General features: G+C 49.7%; 19 protein-coding genes. 11 read left to right on the top strand and 8 right to left on the bottom strand.

The window, feature by feature from the left end; translation table 11 throughout:
* Window positions 1-394 precede the first annotated feature (394 nt).
* Complete coding sequence (locus R6242_RS01820) at window positions 395-964, bottom strand: ankyrin repeat domain-containing protein (protein ID WP_318423161.1); 570 nt, start codon at window positions 962-964, stop codon at window positions 395-397.
* Between the two features lie 852 nt (window positions 965-1,816).
* Between R6242_RS01820 and R6242_RS01815 the strand changes: the two genes are divergently transcribed.
* Complete coding sequence (locus tag R6242_RS01815; RefSeq protein ID WP_318423146.1) at window positions 1,817-2,152, top strand: DOPA 4,5-dioxygenase family protein; 336 nt, start codon at window positions 1,817-1,819, stop codon at window positions 2,150-2,152.
* A gap of 381 nt (window positions 2,153-2,533) precedes the next feature.
* Here the strand turns inward: R6242_RS01815 and R6242_RS01810 are convergent, their stop codons facing one another.
* The 7 genes from R6242_RS01810 to R6242_RS01780 all read right to left on the bottom strand — a co-directional run bounded on the left by R6242_RS01810 (window position 2,534) and on the right by R6242_RS01780 (window position 8,571).
* Complete coding sequence (locus R6242_RS01810; RefSeq protein ID WP_318423144.1) at window positions 2,534-2,995, bottom strand: DUF4149 domain-containing protein; 462 nt, start codon at window positions 2,993-2,995, stop codon at window positions 2,534-2,536.
* A 129-nt stretch (window positions 2,996-3,124) separates the two neighbouring features.
* Window positions 3,125-4,093, bottom strand: a complete 969-nt coding sequence (lipA, locus tag R6242_RS01805; protein ID WP_318423141.1) for a lipoyl synthase — start codon at window positions 4,091-4,093, stop codon at window positions 3,125-3,127.
* 28 nt (window positions 4,094-4,121) lie between these two features.
* Complete coding sequence (lipB, locus tag R6242_RS01800) at window positions 4,122-4,754, bottom strand: lipoyl(octanoyl) transferase LipB (RefSeq protein ID WP_318423138.1); 633 nt, start codon at window positions 4,752-4,754, stop codon at window positions 4,122-4,124.
* Window positions 4,755-5,042, bottom strand: a complete 288-nt coding sequence (locus tag R6242_RS01795) for a DUF493 domain-containing protein (RefSeq protein ID WP_318423135.1) — start codon at window positions 5,040-5,042, stop codon at window positions 4,755-4,757.
* Entirely contained in the window at window positions 5,043-5,921 is an 879-nt protein-coding gene (locus R6242_RS01790; protein WP_318423132.1) for a D-amino acid aminotransferase, read from the bottom strand.
* 482 nt (window positions 5,922-6,403) lie between these two features.
* Window positions 6,404-7,549: a D-alanyl-D-alanine carboxypeptidase family protein gene (locus R6242_RS01785; RefSeq protein ID WP_318423130.1), complete on the bottom strand. Its 1,146-nt coding sequence runs from the start codon at window positions 7,547-7,549 to the stop codon at window positions 6,404-6,406.
* Between the two features lie 194 nt (window positions 7,550-7,743).
* Window positions 7,744-8,571 carry a PhzF family phenazine biosynthesis protein gene (locus R6242_RS01780; protein ID WP_318423128.1) on the bottom strand — a complete coding sequence of 276 codons (828 nt, stop codon included), beginning with the start codon at window positions 8,569-8,571 and terminating at the stop codon, window positions 7,744-7,746.
* Window positions 8,572-8,779: 208 nt separating this feature from the next.
* Between R6242_RS01780 and pcnB the strand changes: the two genes are divergently transcribed.
* The 10 genes from pcnB (at window position 8,780) to R6242_RS01730 (ending at window position 22,362) form a co-directional block, all read left to right on the top strand.
* The gene (gene pcnB / locus R6242_RS01775; protein WP_318423125.1) at window positions 8,780-10,105 is read left to right on the top strand and encodes a polynucleotide adenylyltransferase PcnB; all 1,326 of its coding nucleotides are present in this window, start codon (window positions 8,780-8,782) and stop codon (window positions 10,103-10,105) included.
* A 127-nt stretch (window positions 10,106-10,232) separates the two neighbouring features.
* Window positions 10,233-10,733 carry a 2-amino-4-hydroxy-6-hydroxymethyldihydropteridine diphosphokinase gene (gene folK / locus R6242_RS01770; protein WP_318423123.1) on the top strand — a complete coding sequence of 167 codons (501 nt, stop codon included), beginning with the start codon at window positions 10,233-10,235 and terminating at the stop codon, window positions 10,731-10,733.
* Window positions 10,734-10,784: 51 nt separating this feature from the next.
* Entirely contained in the window at window positions 10,785-11,576 is a 792-nt protein-coding gene (gene panB / locus R6242_RS01765; protein ID WP_293936823.1) for a 3-methyl-2-oxobutanoate hydroxymethyltransferase, read from the top strand.
* Between the two features lie 104 nt (window positions 11,577-11,680).
* A complete protein-coding gene (gene panC / locus R6242_RS01760) occupies window positions 11,681-12,520 on the top strand; it encodes a pantoate--beta-alanine ligase (protein WP_318423117.1) in 840 nt (279 codons plus the stop codon).
* Window positions 12,521-12,702: 182 nt separating this feature from the next.
* The gene (locus R6242_RS01755; protein ID WP_318423114.1) at window positions 12,703-15,234 is read left to right on the top strand and encodes a serine/threonine-protein kinase; all 2,532 of its coding nucleotides are present in this window, start codon (window positions 12,703-12,705) and stop codon (window positions 15,232-15,234) included.
* Window positions 15,235-15,323: 89 nt separating this feature from the next.
* On the top strand, window positions 15,324-16,154 hold the full coding sequence (locus R6242_RS01750) for a Stp1/IreP family PP2C-type Ser/Thr phosphatase (RefSeq protein ID WP_318423111.1): 831 nt from the start codon (window positions 15,324-15,326) through the stop codon (window positions 16,152-16,154).
* A 169-nt stretch (window positions 16,155-16,323) separates the two neighbouring features.
* Window positions 16,324-17,007: an FHA domain-containing protein gene (locus R6242_RS01745; protein ID WP_318423108.1), complete on the top strand. Its 684-nt coding sequence runs from the start codon at window positions 16,324-16,326 to the stop codon at window positions 17,005-17,007.
* A gap of 2 nt (window positions 17,008-17,009) precedes the next feature.
* Entirely contained in the window at window positions 17,010-19,220 is a 2,211-nt protein-coding gene (locus R6242_RS01740; protein WP_318423104.1) for an adenylate/guanylate cyclase domain-containing protein, read from the top strand.
* 15 nt (window positions 19,221-19,235) lie between these two features.
* Window positions 19,236-20,000 carry a 3',5'-cyclic-nucleotide phosphodiesterase gene (locus R6242_RS01735; protein WP_318423100.1) on the top strand — a complete coding sequence of 255 codons (765 nt, stop codon included), beginning with the start codon at window positions 19,236-19,238 and terminating at the stop codon, window positions 19,998-20,000.
* A gap of 7 nt (window positions 20,001-20,007) precedes the next feature.
* Complete coding sequence (locus tag R6242_RS01730) at window positions 20,008-22,362, top strand: GspE/PulE family protein (RefSeq protein ID WP_318423097.1); 2,355 nt, start codon at window positions 20,008-20,010, stop codon at window positions 22,360-22,362.
* Window positions 22,363-22,370 lie beyond the last annotated feature (8 nt).

Raw genomic sequence — 22,370 nt, 5'->3', positions numbered from 1 at the left:
CGTATAAACGGTGCTGATTTAATTCAAGCGCCAATGAGCAAGCGGATTCGCCACGCTGATTACGTAAATAGGGGTCAGCGCCGTGTTCAAGCAGCCAGAGCGCTGCACTCACTTTTTTATTCACAAATAACTGGGGTCAGGGTAAAGTTAAATTTGCTTGCTTTGGCTCTGAGGATATTAAACATAACTCATAAGTCGTAATGAATTCCTAGGGCGTAATAAGTCTGGGCAATTTTCCAGACGCATTACACCGTATAAAGCAACGGCGGTGTAATGCGCTCTCGCTGGGCGACGTAAATGTTGCACCCAGAGCTTATTGGCATCCTACAAAAACCATACGACTTACGGCCTTGGGGAGGGCCGATGGGGGGCTAAATCAATCTGTTTTGGGTGGTCATTTACCTGCATGACGATCGGCCCATCCACTCAGTAAATCGTATAAACGGTGCTGATTTAATTCAAGCGCCAATGAGCAAGCGGATTCGCCACGCTGATTACGTAAATAGGGGTCAGCGCCGTGTTCAAGCAGCCAGAGCGCTGCACTCACTTTTTTATTCACTGTTGCCTTATGTAGCGCCGTCCAGCCCTCTTTACATTCAGCGTGAATAGCCATCATGCCGCATTCCGCAACGATGCGTTTCATCACCGCAACATGATCGCCTGCCGCCGCCTGCATCAGTGGCGTAATCCCTTTATTGCTGGTTTGCTGCGGATCTAAATCATAAGTCATTAAGAGCGTAACCAGATTGGCATTGCCATTGAGCGCAGCCCAATGCAGCAAGGTATAACCATAGCAATCTGTAAGCAAAAGATTGGCATTAAGCTCAATCAGCTCAATGACAATATCCATTTTCCCCGCAAAGCAAGCGTGCATAACAGGCGTCCAACCCGCCTCATCTGCCAGCTCAATCGGCATCCCCGCACGGATAAATTGCGGTAGCAAATTATAGTGGCGCTGCTCAATGGCTTGATGTAAACCATTGGAATTTACCCTAAACCCGTATTGAGCCAGAATGGCTTGGGCATTCAGACGGGCCTTGGCTTGCAGAGCGGCCTTAGACAGAGGAGTAGCCTTAGCCTCTGGATTAACTTTGGCTTCTGAATAACTGGGGTCAGAGTAAAGTTAAATCTGCTTACGTCAGCTATGAGCCCTTGCAGCCATGTAGGCCATGGTTAGGTTTATCAACCCGCCCTGAAATATCTCCACCAAACAAGCACTCGATTACTGCCCAGCTTGCCATACCTGAACGCGGGTTACGCCTGCGGCTAAGCCGCCCTACTGCACTAAACTCGTAAGTCGTAATGAACTCCTAGGCCGTAATAAGTCTGAGCGTTTTTGCAGACAAATTACGCTGTAGAGAGCAAAGCGGTAATCCGCTTACTTTTTAGTGCCTACGGCACATCGATTTTGGAGCGGTAGCCACCGCAGGGCCTTCCTTTCTTGCTTCGCCAAGAAACGAAGCCAAAGAAGGCGACCCCGGCCAGCACGAAACCCCTCACTGCGGACAATCGAGGCGGCGGCTGCGGGACTCGCTTCGCTCAAACATCCTCGCCGAAACCCCGCCCCGCTTGTTCCTCGCTTCGGCGTGCTTCAAGGGGACACTAAAGCCCCGTGCAAAGAGCGCGTTTATTGCATTCCCAACTGTTTGCTAATAAAAAAACCTAGATTTCAGTTTTAAACTATTAACTCAGATATAGCCAAAGAAAAACCATACGGCTTACAGCCTTACACCAAATATAAAATATGCCATTTAACTGTATAAATCCCGCATAATTCGCCCCCTTGAATCGCTAAGCCATATCTACGGATTTTTATATGTCTGTTATCTATCACGCCCACGTTTATTTTTTACCCGAGCAAATCATCGCCGCAGAAAAGCTGCACGCCCGGCTTCGAGCTGCATTAAGTACTGATTGCTGGATGGGTGAATTAATCCACCGCGAAGTTGGCCCGCATACTCAGCCGATGTTTGAAATCAATTTTGATGAAAGCTTACTAAGCGAAGTCCGCGCCCTGCTTGAAACGCAGCGTGGTGAACTATCCGTCTTGATCCACCCAGAGCTGAACGACGATGTAGAAGCCCATACCAATGGCGCAAGCTGGTTAGGCGAAGAGTTAGCCTTGAAAATCCATACGCTATCGCGGGGGTAGTGATTGTGGGACGGGTAAAACCCCATGTACGCTAAGCAGTTTGTTTTTGCATTAGCAAACAACAACACGACATGACACGCTCTCAGCATGGGGCTTACATCCCCCTTGAAGCACGCCGAAGCGAGGAATAAGCGGATCGGGATTTCGGAAAAGGGGTAGCGAGGCAGCGAGCGCGCAGCCTTTTTCGCCGAGCCGATTATCCGCAGTGAGGGGCCTTCGTGCTGGCTGGGGTCGCCTTCTTTGCTTACTTTCTTGGCGAAGCAAGAAAGTGAGTCCCAGCGGGGATGCCGCACCAAAATCGACGAGCCGAAGGCACTAAAAAGATCTTTTTGATTTTGCCTAGCGCACATAGGGCTTCTTCCACCCTGCATAAAACCCCAATCAAAACCAAGCCCCGCCATGCGCGCCCAGTACCCCACCGAATGTAGCAATCAGGCCCAAAGCCAGTAGGGCGTAATGTAAGCGTTGCAATAGCAGCAATGTGCCCTGTGGGTCTTGCTCTGCACGCCGGTGCAACCAGCGATGAATCACAAAGGGTTCTAGCACAAACAGCATCAGGGTAAACACTGCCCAAGTGATGATCATCGCCCACAGCCACCAGCTGTCTAATAAGCGACTCCAGCTATCCGTCAGCCACAACATGGCCACGCCAGACAACATAGCCAGCTGCGTCATCCACTTGGCCTGATGGCCAAAGCGATGCTCCAGCAGCTCAAAGGTGGCGTAATCCTGCTGATGGCGGCGCAATGCGGGCAGCAGCACCAACGTAACAAAAGCCACTCCGCCTATCCATAGCAAGATGGAGAGCACATGCACGGCGCGAAGTATGGCGTAGCTATTCATGATCATAAGATGGCTTTGCCTGAAAAAAACGAATTGTACCCATGTGCAATGATCCGGCCTTTGAGCTGGATTGAAGTTGGGCCAAAAAAAAACGCCACCTTTATAGGTGGCGCTTTTGATCGCTAACGCTTAAATCCCAGCGCCGTGCGCTTGCTCATCGGCATGGTAGCTCGATCGCACCATTGCGCCCACGGCGGCGTGTTTAAAGCCTAGCTCGTAAGCAAGTTTTTCAAACACTTTGAACTGATCCGGGTGTACATAGCGCAGCACCGGCAGGTGGCCGGTGGCCGTGGGTTGCAGATACTGGCCGATGGTGATCATGTCTACATCGTGCGCGCGCAGATCATGCATCACTTGGATAACTTCTTCATCGGTTTCGCCCAGGCCCACCATAATGCCGGATTTAGTCCGCACATCGGGGTACATGGCTTTAAAGCGTTTCAGTAGATCTAAGGAGTGCTGGTAATCCGAGCCTGGGCGCGCTTGTTTATACAGGCGCGGTGCGGTTTCTAGATTGTGGTTCAGCACATCTGGCAGCGCTTTAGCAAATAGATCCAAAGCAACATCCAAACGGCCACGGAAATCAGGCACGAGGACTTCTACTTGAGTCGCTGGCGATTGCACACGTGATTGGGTGATGCAATCTACAAAGTGCTGCGCGCCGCCATCCCTTAAATCATCGCGGTCTACCGAGGTAATTACCACGTATTTAAGCTTAAGCGCGGCAATGGTTTCGCCCAAATGCACTGGCTCTTGTGGGTCTAGCGGGTTGGGCCGGCCATGGCCCACATCGCAGAAGGGGCAACGACGGGTGCAGATATCGCCCATGATCATAAAGGTGGCGGTGCCCTTACCAAAGCATTCACCAATATTGGGACAGGCGGCTTCTTCGCACACGGTGTGCAGCTTTTGGCTACGCAGGATTTGCTTGATTTCGCCAAAGCGGCCATTTAAAGATGGCGCTTGCACGCGGATCCAATCTGGCTTTTTAATGCGCTGATCCAGCTGCACAATCTTAATCGGGATGCGGGCCGTCTTGGCTTCGCCCTTGAGCTTAACGCCCACTTCTTTCGATGGCTGTTTAGTGTCTTGAGTCATGGAGGATCGCTAGCTGAGCAGGATAACCCTACTCTGTTAAGGGTTTGATTTGTTGCGTGATTTTTTCGGCAAGTTTACCGGCAATTGCTGCTGATGTCGCATCGGCCACAAAATCGGCCAATTGTGTCACGCGCAAACCGGCATAGCCGCAGGGATTAATCCAATCAAATGGGGTTAAATCCATGTTTACATTCAGCGCTAAACCGTGAAAGCAACAGCCGTTACGAATCCGTAATCCTAGAGAGGCAATTTTTGCCTCGCCGAGCTCTGGATTAACATACACGCCAGGCGCATCCACCTTGCCGTAGGCGGTAACGCCATAATCGGCGAGGGTATCGATCACGCTTTGCTCTAGTTTGCGCACTAGCTCGCGCACGCCTATGCCTAGGCGGCGCACATCCAGCAGCACATAGGCCACCACTTGGCCTGGGCCGTGGTAAGTCACCTGCCCGCCGCGATCGATCTGCACCACGGGGATATCCGTTGCAGCAATCAGATGCTCCGGCTTGCCCGCTTGGCCTTGGGTGTAAACCGGTGGATGCTCTAGCAGCCAGATTTCATCGCTGGTGTCTGCGCTGCGGCTATCGGTAAAAGCCTGCATGGCCCGCCAAGTTGGCTCGTACTCCACCATGCCCAGCTGTTTCACAATGAGTTCAGGCACTCACATCACCATCTTCACGAGCGGATGCGCGCGTAGTGCGGTATCTAGCGCATTCACTTCGTCGGCAGATTGGTAAGTGGCTGATAGCGTTACCGAAATAAAGCTGCCGCCGCTGCTGGTGCGTATCGAAATCCATTCTTCTTTAAAATCGGTGATATGCAATACCGCCAGCTCTTTCACCGCGGCATGAAATTCATCATGCGGCACGTCTTTGTGGCTGATCGCTTTCATGGGTAGCTCGGCCGGAAACTCAACTAGATCGGCGAGATTGGGGGCATCCTGACTCATTTACTTATCCTTACCGAGGCGCATTGCCTCGTTTTTAAACACTTGAAAATAATCGTACATTATTGGGTAAAGCGGCCCCGGCAAGCCATTTGCAACCGGCTTGCCATCTAAAGACACCACGGCCAATACTTCTTTAGAAGAGGAAGTCAGCCATATTTCATCGGCATCCAGCACTTCTTGCTGAAGGATGGCGCGCACTTCAAGCGGCATATTATGCTGCTTAGCTAGCTCAATCACCAAATCATAAGTAATCCCCGTAAGCATTAGATTGCTTGGGGGCGGGGCCAGTAATACGCCCTCTTTGACTATTAAGATGTTGCTGGAGGCGCCCTCTTGCAAGTAGCCATCACGAAAAAGAATGGTTTCCGCCACGCCAGCGTCCACTGCCTGCTGCTTCAACAATACATTCGCCAGCAGTGAAATCGCCTTGATATTGCACTGCAGCCAGCGGATATCAGCAGCAGACACCGCCGCCACGCCGTTTGCTACCGCCTCTTTACTGGGTGGCAGTAATTCATCGGCAAACATAAATACCGTTGGCTCGGTTACGGTTGGAAAAGCATGATTGCGCGGAAAAGCAGGGCCACGAGTGATTTGCACATACACGCTTTGATCCGCAAAACTTTGCTGAGCGATCAGCTGTTGAATCAAGCTCGCCCACTCTGCGGCCCCATAAGGGTTGGGCATATTAATCGCCGCCAAACTGCCTGCCAAGCGGCGCAGATGTTCGGTCAACCTTAAAGGGTGGCGATTGTAGACAGGAATCGCTTCATAAATCCCATCACCAAACAAAAATCCGCGATCTAAAACAGAAATCTGTAAATCGGCCAACGGCGCAAAGCGACCATTTAAAAAGCCAACTAAGGGAGGGAAATCCATAAAGTATCTCCAAAAAAAGCTTAAAAAATTCTGTAAACACAGAGCGCGCAGAGAACACAGAGGACGGGGAGAAAACATTGTTGAGCATGCGCTTTAAAATCACCCTCAAGGGCATCTCAACACCGTCATCCCCGAGTGTTTTTATCGGGGATCCAGCAGCGTAACTGGATTCCCGCCAAACACATGCGGGAATGACGCGTTTCGCAGCGCCGTAAATTAAATACTAATCGAGTGCTGATTAGTATTTAACGCCCCATTCGTTTCTGCGCACTTGGTTTACCTCTGTGGCTACAGATCTTTTTCTGGCCGTTCGCGTGGGCACAAAAACGTGCCCACCCTACATGAGCAAAAAAACCATCCATCTTTAGCACGGAGAAAAACGAGTTAAAAACAGAAAACCCTCAAGGTTTTCTCCGTGAAACTCCGTGTTCTCCACGCTCTCCGTGGTTCAAGATTTGGGTTTTAAAGCAATCGTACCAACATCAACCAAAAATCGATTTAAACCACATACGGATTGAATCCCATGCGCGGCCAAAGATATTGGCTTCGGGTACTTCTGCTAAGGCCACCACCGGCAGTTCAACCAATTGCTTACCATTTAAGCTCACCGCCAGCTTGCCCACACTTTGGCCTACTTTAATGGGGGCAATCAAAGGCTGGGTGCTGGTAAACGCCATTTTCAGGTTTTTAGCATCGCCACGCGGCACGGTGATAAAGCGGTCTTCTAAAAAGCCCACATTTACTTTATCTGATTTACCTTTCCAAACCGCCACATTAGAAACCGCCTGTTTGGCAGCGTATAAACGCGGGGTTTCTTGAAATTGAATCCCCCAGTTAAGTAGCTTGCTCGATTCGCTAGCGCGCACTTCATCGCTAGCCGTACCCACCACTACCGAGATCAAACGGCGACCATCACGCTTAGTGGATGCAACTAAGTTAAAGCCTGCGCTGGCGGTATGGCCAGTCTTCATGCCATCCACAAAAGGATCGCGGTACAGCAGCAGATTGCGGTTTGGCTGCTTGATATTGTTGTAGGCGAATTCCTTCATCGAGTAGATGGGATAGAACTCAGGGAAATCATGGATTATTGCCGTGGCTAACTTAGCTAAGTCGGCCACCGTCATATAGTGATCAGCATCAGGCAAGCCGGTACTGTTTTTAAAGTTAGTACCATTCATGCCAAGGCGCTTGGCTTCACGTGTCATCAACTGGGCAAATACTTCTTCGCTACCGGCAATGGCTTCGGCTAGCGTAACGCAAGCATCATTACCACTTTGTACGATCATGCCCTTAATCAAATCATCTACGGTGACGGGCTTTTTAGGATCAAGAAACATGCGCGAGCCTTCGGTGCGCCAGCCTTTGTCCGAAACGGTGAGCTGTTGATCCAGCTTTAACTTACCTTCTTTTACCGCTTTGAAAGTCAGATAAGCCGTCATTAGCTTAGTTAAAGAAGCGGGCTCAACACGCGTATCTGGATCACGCCCAGCAAGCGCAATGCCGCTTTGATAATCAGTGAGTAAATAAGCCTTGGCTGCAATATCCGGCACCGGCGGTACAAAAGCCTGAGCAGAAGTTGCAATTAAGAGGGAGAAAATAATAGGTGCGGCAGAAAGACGGGAGATCATGGCGGGCGATTTCTATCAAGGCTCAGAAAAATAAGATTATAAAGGCAAGCAGCGGCTGATAACTGCCTGCCTTGCAGATTATGCTTTGATCTTTCAGGTAATAATTTGCCAATCTTTGTACTGGCAATTACGTAGGCATGAAATTCCCGTATTTCATGCCTATATGTAAGTAAGGCTAGAGGTGCAAAAGCGGGCTAAAGATCAAACTCCCCTCGCCCGATATTCACCACCCGCCCACCGACTTCTACTTGGCGATCTGCTGTAATACTCAAATGTAAGTGCGCTAATCGGCCCGCTGTATGCCCCTGAATCATGGTTGCCGCAAAGGGCAGCTGTACGCCTTGCTTAAGTAAATAAGCCCCCAAATTAGCGCAGGCCGAGCCAGTGCCGTTGTCTTCCATGATCTGCCCATGCTTCGACCAAAAATAACGGGCGATGATTTCATCATTTTGCCAAGCCCACACCAAGGTGCCATCACGATTGCGGCCTTGCTGCACCAAATCACTCAAACGCTTTGCATCGGGCTGGCATGCCCTTACATCATCAACGCTATTTAAAGGCACAATCAACTGCTCGGTGCCGTTATCCACCAATTGAGCGGCCTCTGCAAATGCGCTTAAGGGCAAACCCAATGTACTTGCCAGATCAGCAGATGATGGGCCAGCACGGTGCTCGGCCACGTTCGCCGTTAAAGTGACCACATCGCCATGGAAACGCAGCGGAATAATCCCTGCCTTTAACTCTAAAGAAACATTAGCCCGCCCGTCCCGAATCACCGCAGCCGTGCCTAAGCTAGGATGGCCAGCAAAGGCAATTTCATTAGTCGGGGTAAAGATTCTCACTTTGGCACTGGCCACCTTCGATGGAAAAACAAAGGTGGTTTCAGATAAATTAAGCTGCGCCGCCAATAATTGCATCGTGGCATCGTCCAGCCCCGTGGCATCGGTAAACACGGCAAGCTGATTGCCCGAAAAAAAATTCTCAGCAAAGACATTCACTACGCGGTATGAATAAGTAGGCATGGTTCACTCTGTTTGTTTACAAATAACTTGCACTAGCATGCAGCATTTATTAAATAAGTAACAGCTACAGATCAGACCAAAATCGGCGTAGCAGTAGAGGCAAAAGCAGCGCCCACAAAACAATTGCCAACGGCTTTATCAGACATCGGGGCTAAGGTCTGTATAATGCCGCCGGACGCTTCGCAATTCGCACTTACTTGGTTCAAAGATGATTCGTAAATTGATCGGCAAAGTTTTACGCCGCCCAGGCAAACGTGTGCTTCACGCAAAACACTACGGCATTCGCCGTGACCAACTTCATTCTGGCGCACTTAAAGTGTGTGACCGTCTGCAAGATGCTGGCTTTGAAGCCTACATCGTAGGCGGCGCAGTACGCGACTTGATGCTGGAAAAATCACCCAAAGATTTTGACGTTGCCACCAGCGCCACGCCAGAACAGGTGCGCCATGTGTTTCATCGCTCGCGCATTATTGGCCGCCGCTTTCGCATTGTGCATGTGCCTTTTGGTGAGGAAATCATCGAAGTCACCACCTTTCGCGGTGCCAGCGAAGCCCCGACCGATGCTTCTGGCCGCATTCTGCGTGACAATGCCTACGGCAATATTGAAGAAGACGCATCCCGACGTGATTTCACCGTCAATGCGCTGTATTACAACCCGCGCAGCGAAGAAATTTTAGATTTCCACCACGGTGTGGCCGATCTAGAAAACAAACGCCTCACCATGATTGGTGATCCAGATTTGCGCTACCGCGAAGATCCGGTACGCATGCTGCGCGCGATTCGCCTCTCCGCCAAGCTGGGCCTCACCATTGCACCGGCGACTAAAACACCGATTCTGGTTCACGCTAAGCTGCTAGAAAACATCCCGCAAGCGCGTTTATTTGATGAAATGATGAAGCTGCTGTTATCGGGTAGCGCTTGGGCTTGCTTGATGGCGCTGCGTGAAAACGGCCTGCATAAGCTGCTGTTCCCGCTCTTAGATAAGCTGCTTTCCAAGCCTGAAACCACTAAATTCTTGCGTATCGCGCTAGAAAACACCGATCAGCGCCTGAACGAAGACAAACCTGTTTCAGCCGGATTCTTGTTTGCAGCGTTGCTATGGCACGAGGTAGAAGCCGATTGGATTAAACGCCAAGCTGCAGGTGAATATCCTGTGCCAGCCTTAGTTGAAGCCATGAATACCGTGGAAGACAAGGTGCAAAAGCGTATGGCGATTCCGAATCGCTACGGCGCAGCCATGAAAGAAATCTGGCTATTGCAACCGCGCTTCGAGCAGCGCACGGGTACGCGTCCGTGGCGCTTAATGGAGCAGCAACGCTTTAGAGCCGCTTATGATTTCCTGATGCTGCGTGTTGAGTGCGGCATGGTAGAGCAATCACTGGGTGATTGGTGGACACGTTTTCAAAACGCCAGCGAAGATGAGCGCATGGCCCTGATGACGGCAGCAGCCGATAACGGCAAGCCTGCAGCCACCAGCAGCACCGCAGCGCGTAAACGCCGCCGCCGTAAGCCGACCGGCCCTAAGGCCGAATAAAGCTTTCTAAAACCAAGCAAAAGCCCCACTCTTTAATCACAGCGTTGACGCGCGTTTGTTATAAAACGCCCTATTCATCTCAACGCAGTGGTACAAGATTGGGGTTTCATTTTTTTACGGATACCTAATGAGTACGATCGCTTTTGTGGCTCTCGGTGCCAATCTTGGCAACCCAGTCAAACAGCTGCAAGAAGCCTTGGCCCTAATCGCCGCCTTGCCTGATAGCCAGCTGCTACTTCAATCTAGCTTTTATAGCAGCAAAGCCGTTGGTTACACCGACCAACCTGACTTTATCAACGCCGTTGCTAAGCTTGAAACCAGCCTAAGTGCCGCACAACTACTGCACTGCCTGCTAGAAATTGAAGCGCAATGCGGGCGGCAACGCACTTTTCAAGACGCGCCCCGCACGCTAGATCTGGATTTACTGCTCTACGGCAACGCCTGCATTGTGCAAGATCACCTGATTGTGCCGCATCCACGCATGCATCAACGCGCCTTTGTCTTACGGCCATTATTAGAAATTGCCCCTGATATCAGCATTAGCGGACTTGGCCCAGCGGCCGTTTTTTTAGCTCTGCTTGCTGATCAACAACTTTCCGTACTTACAGAGAGTAAGCCACTGGGGTAGACTTGCTGCATTGCGTCATCAACGCCAAACTCCCATGGACCATCCAATACCATGAAAACCACTGTTAGTACCTTGCAGAATATGAAGCAAGCTGGGCAAAAAATCACCATGCTCACTTGTTATGACGCCAGCTTTGCTACACTTTTAGACGATGCTGGGGTAGAAATTCTCCTGGTTGGCGATTCACTCGGCAACGTTATTCAAGGGCACAGCTCTACCCTGCCTGTTAGCTTAGAAGATATGGTTTACCACACCCGCTGTGTAGCGCGTGGCAGCAAAGATGCCTTAGTTTTGGCTGACTTGCCCTTTGGTAGCTATCAAGTATCCCCACAGCAAGCCTATGCCAGCGCCGCCAAATTGATGGCTGCGGGTGCTGAAATGGTGAAGCTAGAAGGCGGCATGATTATGGCCGAAACCGTGGATTTCTTGGTTAACCGTGGCATCCCTGTTTGCACCCATATTGGCCTACAACCGCAATCAGTGAATGTCTACGGCGGTTATAAGGTACAAGGTAAAAGCGAATTTGATGCCGAAGTGCTTAAACGCGATGCCCTTGCCCACCAAGCCGCAGGCGCTGCGCTGGTACTGATGGAAATGGTGCCCGCCCACGTTGCCAAAGCCGTGACCGAGGCGCTAATCGTTCCAACCATCGGTATTGGTGCAGGTGTGGATGTGGACGGCCAAGTGCTGGTCTTACACGATATGCTGGCCGTATACCCAGGCAAAAAAGCCCGCTTCGTAAAAAACTTTATGGCAGGCAGCCACAGTATTCAAGCTGCGGTAGAGGCCTATGTGAAAGCGGTCAAAGCCATGAGCTTTCCGGCGGACGAACATAGCTTTTAAGCACCTGTCACTCTACACCTAGGGTGGGTGAAATCCGCGTATTTTTCAGCATTACTCGCGGGCTGCACCCGCCCTAAGTTCTGTATTTCTAACCACGGTTATTTATGAAAATCATCCATAGCATTGAAGAACTGCGCGCTTGGCGTGCCACCGTTGGCAGCGTAGCTTTTGTGCCAACCATGGGCAATCTACACGCCGGACACATGACCTTGATTGATGCAGCGCGTGCAGAGGCTGAGCATATTGTGGTCAGCATCTTTGTGAACCGCCTGCAATTTGGTCAGGGCGAAGATTTTGAAGTCTACCCGCGCACCTTAGAGCAAGATGCGGCACTGATTGCCGCCCAAGGTGGCGTGGATGTGATCTTTGCCCCCGATGAAAAAGTGCTCTATCCCAAGGTGATTCAGCAGTATCAAGTTGAGCCACCCGCAATACAAGATGAGCTATGCGGCGCGTTCCGCCCGGGGCATTTCCGTGGTGTAGCCACGGTAGTCAGCAAGCTCTTCAATATTGTGCAGCCGAATGTGGCGTGCTTTGGCAAAAAAGATTACCAGCAGCTGTTTGTGATTAAAAGCATGGTGGAAGACTTAAACCAAGCCGTTAGAATTGTAGCTGTCGATACCGGCCGCGCCAACGATGGCCTAGCGCTGTCATCTAGGAACGGCTACCTCAGTGTCGAGCATAAGCAAGAAGCCACGCGCATCTACTATCACCTCAGCCGCATGAAAGCTGCCATCGAAGCAGGCGAGCGTGATTACGAGCGCCTCAGCGCAGAAACAACAAACGATTTGCTCGCGCGTGGTTGGGTCAGTGTCGATTACGTAGAAATGCGCAACGCCCTGAGCTTGAAGCCCGCAGCAGTAACAGATCACCAGCTCGTGATTCTCATTGCCGCCCGCCTAGGCCATACTCGTTTAATTGATAATATTGAAATTGCACTGTAGACAACCGCGCTAAGCGCAGCTAAAAACAGTGTTTTTTTAAAAGCAAGCCACGCGGCTTGCTTTTTTTTGGCTTGCAAATTTCTTAACCAAGAGAAAGCAAGATGATGCTTCTTCTACTAAATTGAAAAGGATATCGACAGCCTACGCAGATCCAGCATGTCTATTTTTATATTGATCTCACCATGAAAACGGCCTTTTGGAAGAAAGATTGGGTGATCGGTGTAGCCGTATTCTTGCTGTATATGGCGACCTTACTGTTTACCTCGTTGATTTCCAGCTTAGAGCAACGTGCTTACGATGCAGGAGTGCGGCTGACTACCCGTAATGTGGACGAGCGGATTGCGGTGATTGCCATCGATCAAACCAGTATCGACAATATTGGCCGCTGGCCGTGGTCGCGGGAGATTCATGCCGAGTTGATTGATAAGCTAGCGGGCGCTGGGGCCAAGGTGATTGCCACCAGCGTCTTCTTTACCGAGCCACAGCAAGATAAAGGCCTTGCCTATATCGAAAAGCTGCATCGTCTCTATAAAGAAGACGCCAGCGCACCTGATAGCGTCACGTGGGCGGCCATGGGATCGGTGTTTAAAGAGGCGGAGAGTAAACTCAATGTTGATCAACAGCTGAGTCTTAGCGTTGCCCATGCAGCTAATGTGATTTTGCCGATGCTGTTTGAGCTGGGAGAGGCTCAGGGCGAGCCAGATAAACCCCTCTTGCCTGCGGTTAAAAAATGGGAACTAGAAGCCAGCGGCAACCCAGCCAATGGCTGGCCTATGTCGGCCAAGGGGGCAACCCAGCCCTTAAGTAAACTCGCTGAAAGCGCGGCGGGGATAGGCAGCGAAAACATCACGCCCGATGATGATGGCGTGGTGAGGAGCATTCCCTTGGCGGTGCGTTATTTCGATCAAATCTACCCCACCTTCCCCTTAGTGGCCGCAGCCAAAATCCTGAATTTATCGCCTAAGCAAATCAAACTCAGTTTGGGCGAATCCATCACGCTGGCCAATGTAAAGCTCCCTATCAGCAGTAATGCCTCATTCCGGCCTTATTTCTATCCTAGCCCCAGTGGCAAAGCGGCTTTCCCCGTTGATTCTTTTTATGACGTCAAAGCGGGTAAGATTCCGCTGGAAAAATATCGTGGCAAGATTGTGATGATAGGCGCAACGGCGCTGGGCATCGGCTCGTCTTTAGTCACGCCAATCTCGCCCTCAGAAGCACCGGTGATGATTGCAGCACATACGCTCTCTAGCCTATTACAGCAGCATTACTATGTGTCCCCTAACTGGAACAGCCTACTCTCGCTAGGGCTTGCACTGTGTATCACGCTGTATCTTTGCCTGCTGCTGCCTAGGCTAAAGGCGGGCGCTGCCGCTATTTTGACCAGTGTTTTATTTGGCTTGCTGCTGATCAGCCATTTTGTGTTGATGACGCAAGCCATGCTGTGGATTCATCTGATGGGGCCCGCTAGCTTATTGCTGCTAGGGCATGGCTTGCTGACCACCAAGCGCTATCTGGTTAGCGAGCAAAAAGAAGAAAAATCCAGCGCAGAATCTGCCGAATCAAACCGCATGCTAGGCATGGCATTTCAAGGCCAAGGCCAACTGGATATGGCCTTTGAAAAGCTCTCTAAAGTGCCTTTAGACGATGGCTTAATGGGCGTTTTATATAATCTAGCGCTGGATTTCGAAAGAAAACGCCAGTTCAATAAGGCCGAATCGGTTTACCAATACATGGCAGGGCATAACCCCAAATACCGCGATCTAGAAGCCAAGCTAAAACGCGCGCATCAAATGTCAGAAACGGTTATCTTGGGCGGTGCAGGCGGCGGGGTAAATGGCAGCATGCTGCTCACCGATGGCAGTATCGAAAAACCGATGTTGGGCCGTTATCAGGTAGAAAAAGAATTAGGTAAGGGCGCGATGGGGATTGTTTATTTGGGCAAAGACCCTAAAATTGGCCGCGATGTGGCGATTAAAACCATGTCGCTCTCGCAAGAATTTGAAGCCGATCAGCTGGACGACGCAAGGCAGCGTTTTTTTAGAGAAGCCGAAACCGCTGGGCGGCTTAATCACCCCAATATTGTTACCATTTTTGATGCAGGTGAGGAACACGACCTTTGCTATATCGCTATGGAGTTTCTCAAAGGTAAAGATTTGCTGGCTTATACAAAGCCTACACAACTCTTACCTTTATTGGAATGCATCAGCATCGTCAGACAAGTCGCAGAAGCCTTACAATACGCCCATGGTCAGCATGTGGTTCATAGGGATATCAAGCCCGCCAATATCATGTATGAGCCCAACGAAAAAATCGTGAAAGTGACTGACTTTGGGATTGCTCGCATTACGGACTCCAGCAAAACCCGCACCGGCATGGTACTTGGCACGCCATCTTATATGTCACCAGAGCAATTATCGGGCAAGAAAATTGATGGCCGCTCCGATTTATTTTCACTCGGAGTAATGCTCTACCAGCTCAGCACCGGCAGCCTGCCTTTTACCGGTGAATCAATGGCGGAGCTAATGTATAAGATCGCCAACGACACGCCACAAGATCCTCGGCACTTAAACCCAAAACTACCGCCCATGTTGGCCGCTATTATTATGAAAGCATTACAAAAAGATGAAACAACCCGCTTTCAAACTGGCGCGCACTTTGCGGCAGCAATGGCTAAGCTAGAAGCAGGGCTAAAAACCAGAGAAGCGAATGCTTAATATTTCCAGAGCAATAGCCCATAACCATAACAGTAGCTATGCCGCAGCAAGGGCTCAGTTAAATACAGCTGCACAGACCAGAGAAGCGCATGCCTAATCTCTCACAAGCATTAGAAATGGCAGGATTAACCGATGCCGGCCTGATTCGTGACCATAACGAAGACACCATCCATTTCGATGCCGAAAAAGGCTTAGTGGTGCTGGCCGATGGCATGGGCGGCTATAACGCAGGAGAAGTGGCCAGCGGCATTGCCGTAGAAATGGTCTGTCATGTTGTACACGACGCCATGCAATCCAATGCCCCCTTACATTTACAAAGGCCAGATAGCCTCTGGCCTGCTGCCCACGATGTACTGATGGCCGCTGTGCACTACGCCAATCAATCTATTTATGGCACCGCCCAAAGTCAGCCACAATGCGCAGGCATGGGTACCACGCTCATTTGTGCTTTATTTTATGACTCTAGAGTTGCGGTGGCGCATGTCGGTGACTCAAGGGTTTATCGTCTGCGCGCAGATGAGTTTTTACAACTCACTCGTGATCACTCCTATCTACAAGAGCAAATTGATAGTGGGCTGATTACGCAAGACGAAGCGAAACATTCGGAGCATAAAAATTTAGTCACGCGCGCCGTAGGCATTGATAGTGGTGTACAAGCTGAGCTACACGAATACCCCGTACTACCAGGAGATATTTATTTATTTTGCTCTGATGGCCTTAGCGATATGGCCGATGAAACCGATATTGCCGATACCATCATTGCGTTTAATAATAATTTAGCGCTTAACGCGACACAATTAGTTCAACTTGCCAATGACATGGGGGGTAGAGACAATATTTCCGCTATCTTAGTCAAGATTAAAGCAGACTTTCCTGCTAGCAGCGGCCTTTGGTCAAAAATGAGCGCATGGTTTACTTAGCATGGATCTGATTATTTTTATGCGGTTCTCTCTTGTATCAATAGAGAAGCAAAAAATTTCCAGCAAGGTGCAGCAATAATACATCGAGTACTTTGAGGCGACACAACGATGCAAAAAAACATTCGTCTAAGCTAGGCAGTACAGGTTCAAATATAAAAGAGATAGAACAATGGCAAAAATAACACTTAGCCTTGATGGAAATTTAATTAAAGAAATTAAACTTAATCGTGAAATCTTTACGATTGGCCGTCGCCCAAATAATGATATACAAATCGATAACCTTGCGGTATCCGGTGAGCATGCAATCATCACAATGCGGGGTAGCGAGGCCTTTATTGAAGACCTAAACAGCACCAATGGCACTAAAGTAAACAATCAGGATGTACACAAACAACATTTAAAAGAAGGTGATGAAGTTTTGATTGGCAAACATATTTTGCATTATTTCAGTGAAAAACCAACTGAAAATACCGATTTTGAAAAAACCATGATGCTAGGGCGTCCGCCCATTGCCAGCACCCCCAAACCAGCAGCAGCGCCCCCCAAATCAACCATAGAGCCTCAAGCCGAAGCACCCAATTTCACACCACGCTTGGGCGTGATCAAAGTGTTGAGCGGCGGCAATACAGGCAAAGAGCTTGAGCTCAGCAAAAACCTCACCACACTCGGTAAAACCGGTGTGCAAGTTGCGGTGATTACCAAGCGTCCGCAAGGCTATTTTTTAACCCACGTAGAAGGCGAGCATCACCCCAGCGTGAATCAAAAAGAGATTGGCATCCAAGCACATCCATTGCAGGAGGAAGACACCATTGAACTGCTTGGCATTAAAATGATGTTCTTCTACCGCAGCTAATCATGAAAGCCAGCATACGCAAATATCTGCCACAAGTTTTACTCGGTAGCCTGCTGCTGCTGCTGGCCTTTATGCATGTGCTGGGCGCTCCACGCTTCCCCACCCTCAGCCAGATCGATGTTTATCTTTATGATGTACGCTTACGCCTAAGCATGCCAGGCGGCGTAGACCAGCGCATTGCCATTGTAGATATCGATGAAAAAAGCCTAGCTGAGCTTGGCCGCTGGCCTTGGCGGCGTGATCATTTAGCCAAATTAGTGGATCAGCTGTTTGATCATTACCATATTAAGGCGCTGGGCTTTGATGTGGTATTTGCCGAGCCAGACGAAAGCTCCGGCCTGCCGGTATTGCACCGCTTAGCCCAAAATGAGCTGCGCAACAACCCTGCTTTTCAAACCGAGCTAGCTCGGATGAGCCCCGAGCTAGACACCGATGCACGCTTTGCCAAAGCGCTAAGTAATCGCCCAATTGTTACTGGTTTTTATTTTAGCAATGAAGCCAAAGCGATTTCGAGTGGCGCCCTGCCCCCACCTATCCTTGGCAAGAGCGATCTAGCCGCTGTGGCCAAACATATTTGGGGTGGCAAAACCTACGGCGGTAATCTACCCAGCTTACAAAATGCGGCTGGCCACGGTGGGCACTTTGTGCCGGTTGTAGATAAAGATGGTGTAGCAAGACGTGTGCCGTTGGTAGCTAGAATTGGCGATCAATATTATCCAGCACTGGGGCTGGCATTAACGCGCATCGCACTGGGGCAAGAAAGCTTTAACCCCATTATTGAAGAAAGTGCCGATGGCACTTTTGCGCTAGAAGCCTTTCGCCTTGGCCATCGAAACTTACCCGTCAATGAAAGTGGCTGGGCGTTAATCCCTTACAAGGGGCCAGAAGGCAGCTTCCCTTATGTATCAGCCACCGATGTTATTTCTGGAACAGTAAGCCAAGCGGCACTGAAAGATCGTATCGTTTTACTAGGCACCACCGCTCCTGGCCTAAAAGACTTACGCGTTACCCCAGTAGGTGAAGCCTACGCAGGGGTAGAAGTGCATGCAAATTTAATTGCCGCTATTTTGGATGAAACCCTGCCACAGCACCCTGGCTATTTATTGGGTGCAGAGTTTTTACTATTAATGATTTTAGGCCCGCTATTGGTTTGGCTTTTGATTCGATTTTCGCCATTAATTGCCAGTATCACTTGCCTGATTTTATTGCTGCTGCTTTTTGCTGGCAATGTAGCCCTGTGGCGCTATGCCAATCTAGATATGCCCTTAGCCGCCTCGCTAATGCTGATCATTGGGCTCTATACCCTCAATATGGCCTATGGCTATTTCTTTGAAAGCCGCCGTAAACGTCAACTCACCCAGTTATTTGGCCAATACGTTGTGCCAGAATTAGTTGAGCGCATGAGCGAAGATCCAGAAAAATACACTATGGTAGGCCAAAGCAAACCACTCTCCGTACTGTTTACCGATGTAAGAAGCTTTACCCAAATCTCTGAAGGTATGCCCGCAGATGAGCTAAGCCGATTTATGAATGAGTTTTTAACTGAAATCTCAACAGTGATTCGCCATCAGCACTTAGGCACCATCGATAAATACATTGGCGATTGCGTTATGGCATTCTGGGGCGCGCCCGTGTTTGATCCCGATCATGCCCAAAACGCCGTTTTAGCAGCGCTAGAGATTCAAGTAGCCATCGATAAACTCAACCCCAAGCTTGCCGCACGCAACTGGCCTGAGATTTCTGTTGGAGTTGGCGTGAATACCGGCAATGTCACGGTAGGCGATATGGGCTCGCAATTTCGAATGAATTACACCGTCATGGGCGATGCCGTTAATTTGGCATCCAGAGTTGAAAGCCTTACCAAGTACTACGGCGTGAGTATTTTAGTCAGTGAATACACCCGCGCCGCGGCCCCTGATCTTGTCTACCGAGAAATTGATCGTGTGCGCGTGGTAGGCAAAAATGATGCGGTTACTTTATACGAACCGCAAGCCTTAGCTGCCAATAACGCCAGCCTCTTAGCGCTGTTTCATGAATGCCTCAAACTCTACCGCAAGCAAGAATGGGATTTAGCCGAGATGCAATTGCTTAATCTGCAAAAACTAAACGCCGATTGCAAAATTTACGCACTATATTTACAAAGAATTCAAAGCTTTAGGCAAAATCCACCTCCAGCAGACTGGGATGGTATTCATAACTTTGATAGCAAATAGCACCAAAGGCTGCTTATGCAATTACGAATACTGGGCTGTAGTGGCGGCATAGGCGGAGCAAACCGCACCACGTCTTTTCTAATCAACGATTCAATTTTAATTGATGCCGGTACTGGCGTGGGCGATTTAAGCTTTACCGCCCTCACCCGCATTGAGCATGTCTTTATCACCCATAGCCATCTCGATCATATTGCCTGCCTACCCATGTTGGTCGATACCATTATGGGCAGCCGTAGCGCCCCGCTCACGGTATATGCCACTGAAATCACCCTCAATGTCTTAAAAAAACATATCTTCAACTGGGCAGTCTGGCCAGACTTTAACAAGATTCCAGACGCCAAAACGCCCTTTATGCGCTACTCCATACTGGATCTTGGCCAGTCCTGCAGCATCGATCAATGCACCATAACCGCCATCCCCGCCGTGCACACCGTACCTGCTGTGGGGTATCAGCTAGATAGCGGTAAAAACTCGGTGATTTTTAGTGGAGACTCCGTCTGTAGCCCCGCGTTTTGGGACATCGTCAATGCCACCGAAAATCTCAGCCATTTAATTATTGAAACCGCATTTAGTAATCGCGAATATGAGCTGGCCAATGCCGCCAAACATTTTTGCCCGCTCACCCTACTAGAGCAGCTCAAATTTTTAAGCCGCCCCACCCAAGTACTGGTCACTCACTTAAAACCCGCAGACTCCGAACTCACCATGCAAGAAATCTTACGAGATAATTTGCACTTCACCATTAGCCGATTAGAGCAGAGCCAAATCATCACCTTCTGAGTAAATCATGAGTCAAAAAGACAATGCCTTGCGCTTTATGCATGAACTACAAGGGCTGACCAATCGCATTCATGCGACGCGGCATATCGATGAAATTTTGCTCGAAATCAGCGCGGAAGTGTGTACGGTATTTGGCGCAGAACGGCTCACTATTTATGTGGCCAACGATACCGGCAATGAAATGACGTCAAGGGTTAAAACAGGCTTAGAAGGCTTTAAAGAACTGCGAATTCCGGTGAATGACCGCAGCGTGGCGGGCTTTGTTGCCAATCATAAACAGCTGGTTAATATTAGTGATGTTTATAATTCAGAAGAGTTAGCCAGCTACAGCCCCACCCTACAATTTTTACAAGCCGTGGATAAGCAAACCGGCTTTCACGCTAGAGAAATGCTGGCTGCCCCCCTCTTGGCCGAGCTGGATGGCACCCTGATTGGGGTGGTGCAGCTGATCAATAATAAGCAACAACATCCCTTTGAAATACAAACCGAAGAAGGGATTCGGCTACTGGCTAAAACGCTGGCCATTGCTTTGCAACAAAGACAGCAGCAACCTTTCCCTTTTTCACCACAGCATAAATACGGTGGTTTAGTGGCCGCCAATGTCATCACCCAAGCCGCGCTACAAGTGGCACTGCGGGAAAGCCATCGGGATAAACTCGATTTAGAAGCACTACTCAGCGAAAAATACCAAGTACCCCTTGCTGCTCTCGGGCAATCACTCGCTGGCTACTTTGGGGTAGCTTATGAAACCTATAAGCCAGATAGAATTAAGCCCCAAGACTTACTGAAGCATATCAAACGGGAATACGCCGCTGAAAATGAATGGCTGCCGGTCGATGAAGAAAAAGAAGGCATTATTATTCTGACCACCGACCCAGAGCGCATCCGTGCCAGCCATACCGTAGCCCATGTTTTCCCCAATAAAAAAGCTATTTACCGCGTCACTACCAAATCAGAATTCCAACAAACACTGGATCTATTTTTTGGCGAGCAAAGCAGTGATAACAATATCGACGCATTGCTCTCCACGATGGGGGATGAAGAAGACGCCGAGCCCGTGTCGCCCGAAGAAATCTCAGCGGCGCAAGACAATGAGCTGGTTAAGCTGGTGAATCAAATTATTATTGAAGCCTATAAAACCGGCGTATCCGACATCCATATTGAGCCAGCTCCCGGCCACGAAAAAACCCGAATTCGCTTTCGCCGTGATGGCTCTTTAGTGGCTTACAAAGAAGTGCCTGCCTCCTACCGCAACCCCTTAGTCACCCGCATCAAAATCATGTGCGATCTGGATATCTCAGAAAAACGTAAGCCGCAGGATGGCAAGATCAAGTTTAAAAAATATGTGCCTGGCTACGATATCGAGCTGCGGGTGGCCACCATCCCTACCCAAGGCGGCGTTGAAGATGTGGTGATGCGGATTTTGGCCTCGGGCGAGCCACTGCCGCTAGATAAGCTGGCGCTTTCTACCCGCACCATCAGCAATTTAAAATCCGTGATTGCCAAGCCCTATGGCTTGTTTTTTGTCTGTGGGCCAACTGGCTCGGGTAAAACCACCACCCTACACTCAATCTTGAAACACCTAAACACGCCAGACACGAAGATCTGGACCGTAGAAGACCCCGTTGAAATCACCCAAAAAGGCCTGCGGCAAGTGCAGGTGAATAATAAGGCGGGGCTCACTTTTGCCACCATTATGAAAGCCTTTTTACGCGCCGACCCCGACATCATTATGGTGGGGGAAATGCGCGATAAAGAAACCACCAGTACGGGGATTGAAGCCTCGCTGACTGGGCATTTGGTGCTTGCCACCCTGCACACCAATAGCGCCCCAGAATCAATTATTCGCCTACTAGATATGGGAATGGATCCCTTCAATTTTGCCGACGCACTGCTGGGTATTTTGGCGCAACGCTTGGCAAAAAGACTCTGTAAATGCAAAGAAGCCTATATCGCAGAGCCTGCAGAAATCAAGTCCATGCTGCATGAATACAGCGCAGAACTACAGCAAACGACCGACTGGCAGAATGACCCCGAACTCGCCTTAGAGACCGTATATAAAGATTGGGTAACACAGTTTTCTAATAAAGAAGATGCTAAAAAACTAGGCCAATTCACCCTATATCGGCCCAAAGGCTGCGATGCATGTAATAACACTGGCTACAAAGGACGGCTTGGCTTGCACGAGCTATTAGTTGGCACAGACACCGTAAAAAAACAGATCCAAGAACACGCTCGAGTCGCCGAGCTACTGGCTACCGCTTTAGAGGAAGGTATGCGTACTCTTAAACAAGATGGCATTGAAAAAGTGCTGCAAGGCCTGACCGATATGGCGCAGATTCGCGCCGTGTGCATCAAGTAGGCCGCAAG

Origin of the sequence: Iodobacter sp. CM08, from assembly GCF_033446605.1 — a bacterium.
In the GTDB taxonomy this organism is placed as follows: Bacteria; Pseudomonadota; Gammaproteobacteria; order Burkholderiales; family Chitinibacteraceae; genus Iodobacter.
Note: the sequence above shows the minus strand (reverse complement) of the source record. Positions and strands in the feature narration are given on the sequence as shown.

Bases quoted from the DNA above. Each gene is read 5' to 3' on its own strand.
- R6242_RS01750 (WP_318423111.1), top strand. From the start codon at position 15,324: ATGCCTAATCTCTCACAAGCATTAGAAATGGCAGGATTAACCGATGCC.
- R6242_RS01795 (WP_318423135.1), bottom strand. From the start codon at position 5,042: ATGAGTCAGGATGCCCCCAATCTCGCCGATCTAGTTGAGTTTCCGGCC.
- R6242_RS01780 (WP_318423128.1), bottom strand. From the start codon at position 8,571: ATGCCTACTTATTCATACCGCGTAGTGAATGTCTTTGCTGAGAATTTT.
- R6242_RS01755 (WP_318423114.1), top strand. From the start codon at position 12,703: ATGAAAACGGCCTTTTGGAAGAAAGATTGGGTGATCGGTGTAGCCGTA.
- R6242_RS01745 (WP_318423108.1), top strand. From the start codon at position 16,324: ATGGCAAAAATAACACTTAGCCTTGATGGAAATTTAATTAAAGAAATT.
- lipA (WP_318423141.1), bottom strand. From the start codon at position 4,093: ATGACTCAAGACACTAAACAGCCATCGAAAGAAGTGGGCGTTAAGCTC.
- R6242_RS01735 (WP_318423100.1), top strand. From the start codon at position 19,236: ATGCAATTACGAATACTGGGCTGTAGTGGCGGCATAGGCGGAGCAAAC.
- pcnB (WP_318423125.1), top strand. From the start codon at position 8,780: ATGATTCGTAAATTGATCGGCAAAGTTTTACGCCGCCCAGGCAAACGT.
- R6242_RS01785 (WP_318423130.1), bottom strand. From the start codon at position 7,549: ATGATCTCCCGTCTTTCTGCCGCACCTATTATTTTCTCCCTCTTAATT.
- R6242_RS01810 (WP_318423144.1), bottom strand. From the start codon at position 2,995: ATGAATAGCTACGCCATACTTCGCGCCGTGCATGTGCTCTCCATCTTG.
- R6242_RS01740 (WP_318423104.1), top strand. From the start codon at position 17,010: ATGAAAGCCAGCATACGCAAATATCTGCCACAAGTTTTACTCGGTAGC.
- R6242_RS01730 (WP_318423097.1), top strand. From the start codon at position 20,008: ATGAGTCAAAAAGACAATGCCTTGCGCTTTATGCATGAACTACAAGGG.
- R6242_RS01815 (WP_318423146.1), top strand. From the start codon at position 1,817: ATGTCTGTTATCTATCACGCCCACGTTTATTTTTTACCCGAGCAAATC.
- R6242_RS01790 (WP_318423132.1), bottom strand. From the start codon at position 5,921: ATGGATTTCCCTCCCTTAGTTGGCTTTTTAAATGGTCGCTTTGCGCCG.
- folK (WP_318423123.1), top strand. From the start codon at position 10,233: ATGAGTACGATCGCTTTTGTGGCTCTCGGTGCCAATCTTGGCAACCCA.
- panC (WP_318423117.1), top strand. From the start codon at position 11,681: ATGAAAATCATCCATAGCATTGAAGAACTGCGCGCTTGGCGTGCCACC.
- panB (WP_293936823.1), top strand. From the start codon at position 10,785: ATGAAAACCACTGTTAGTACCTTGCAGAATATGAAGCAAGCTGGGCAA.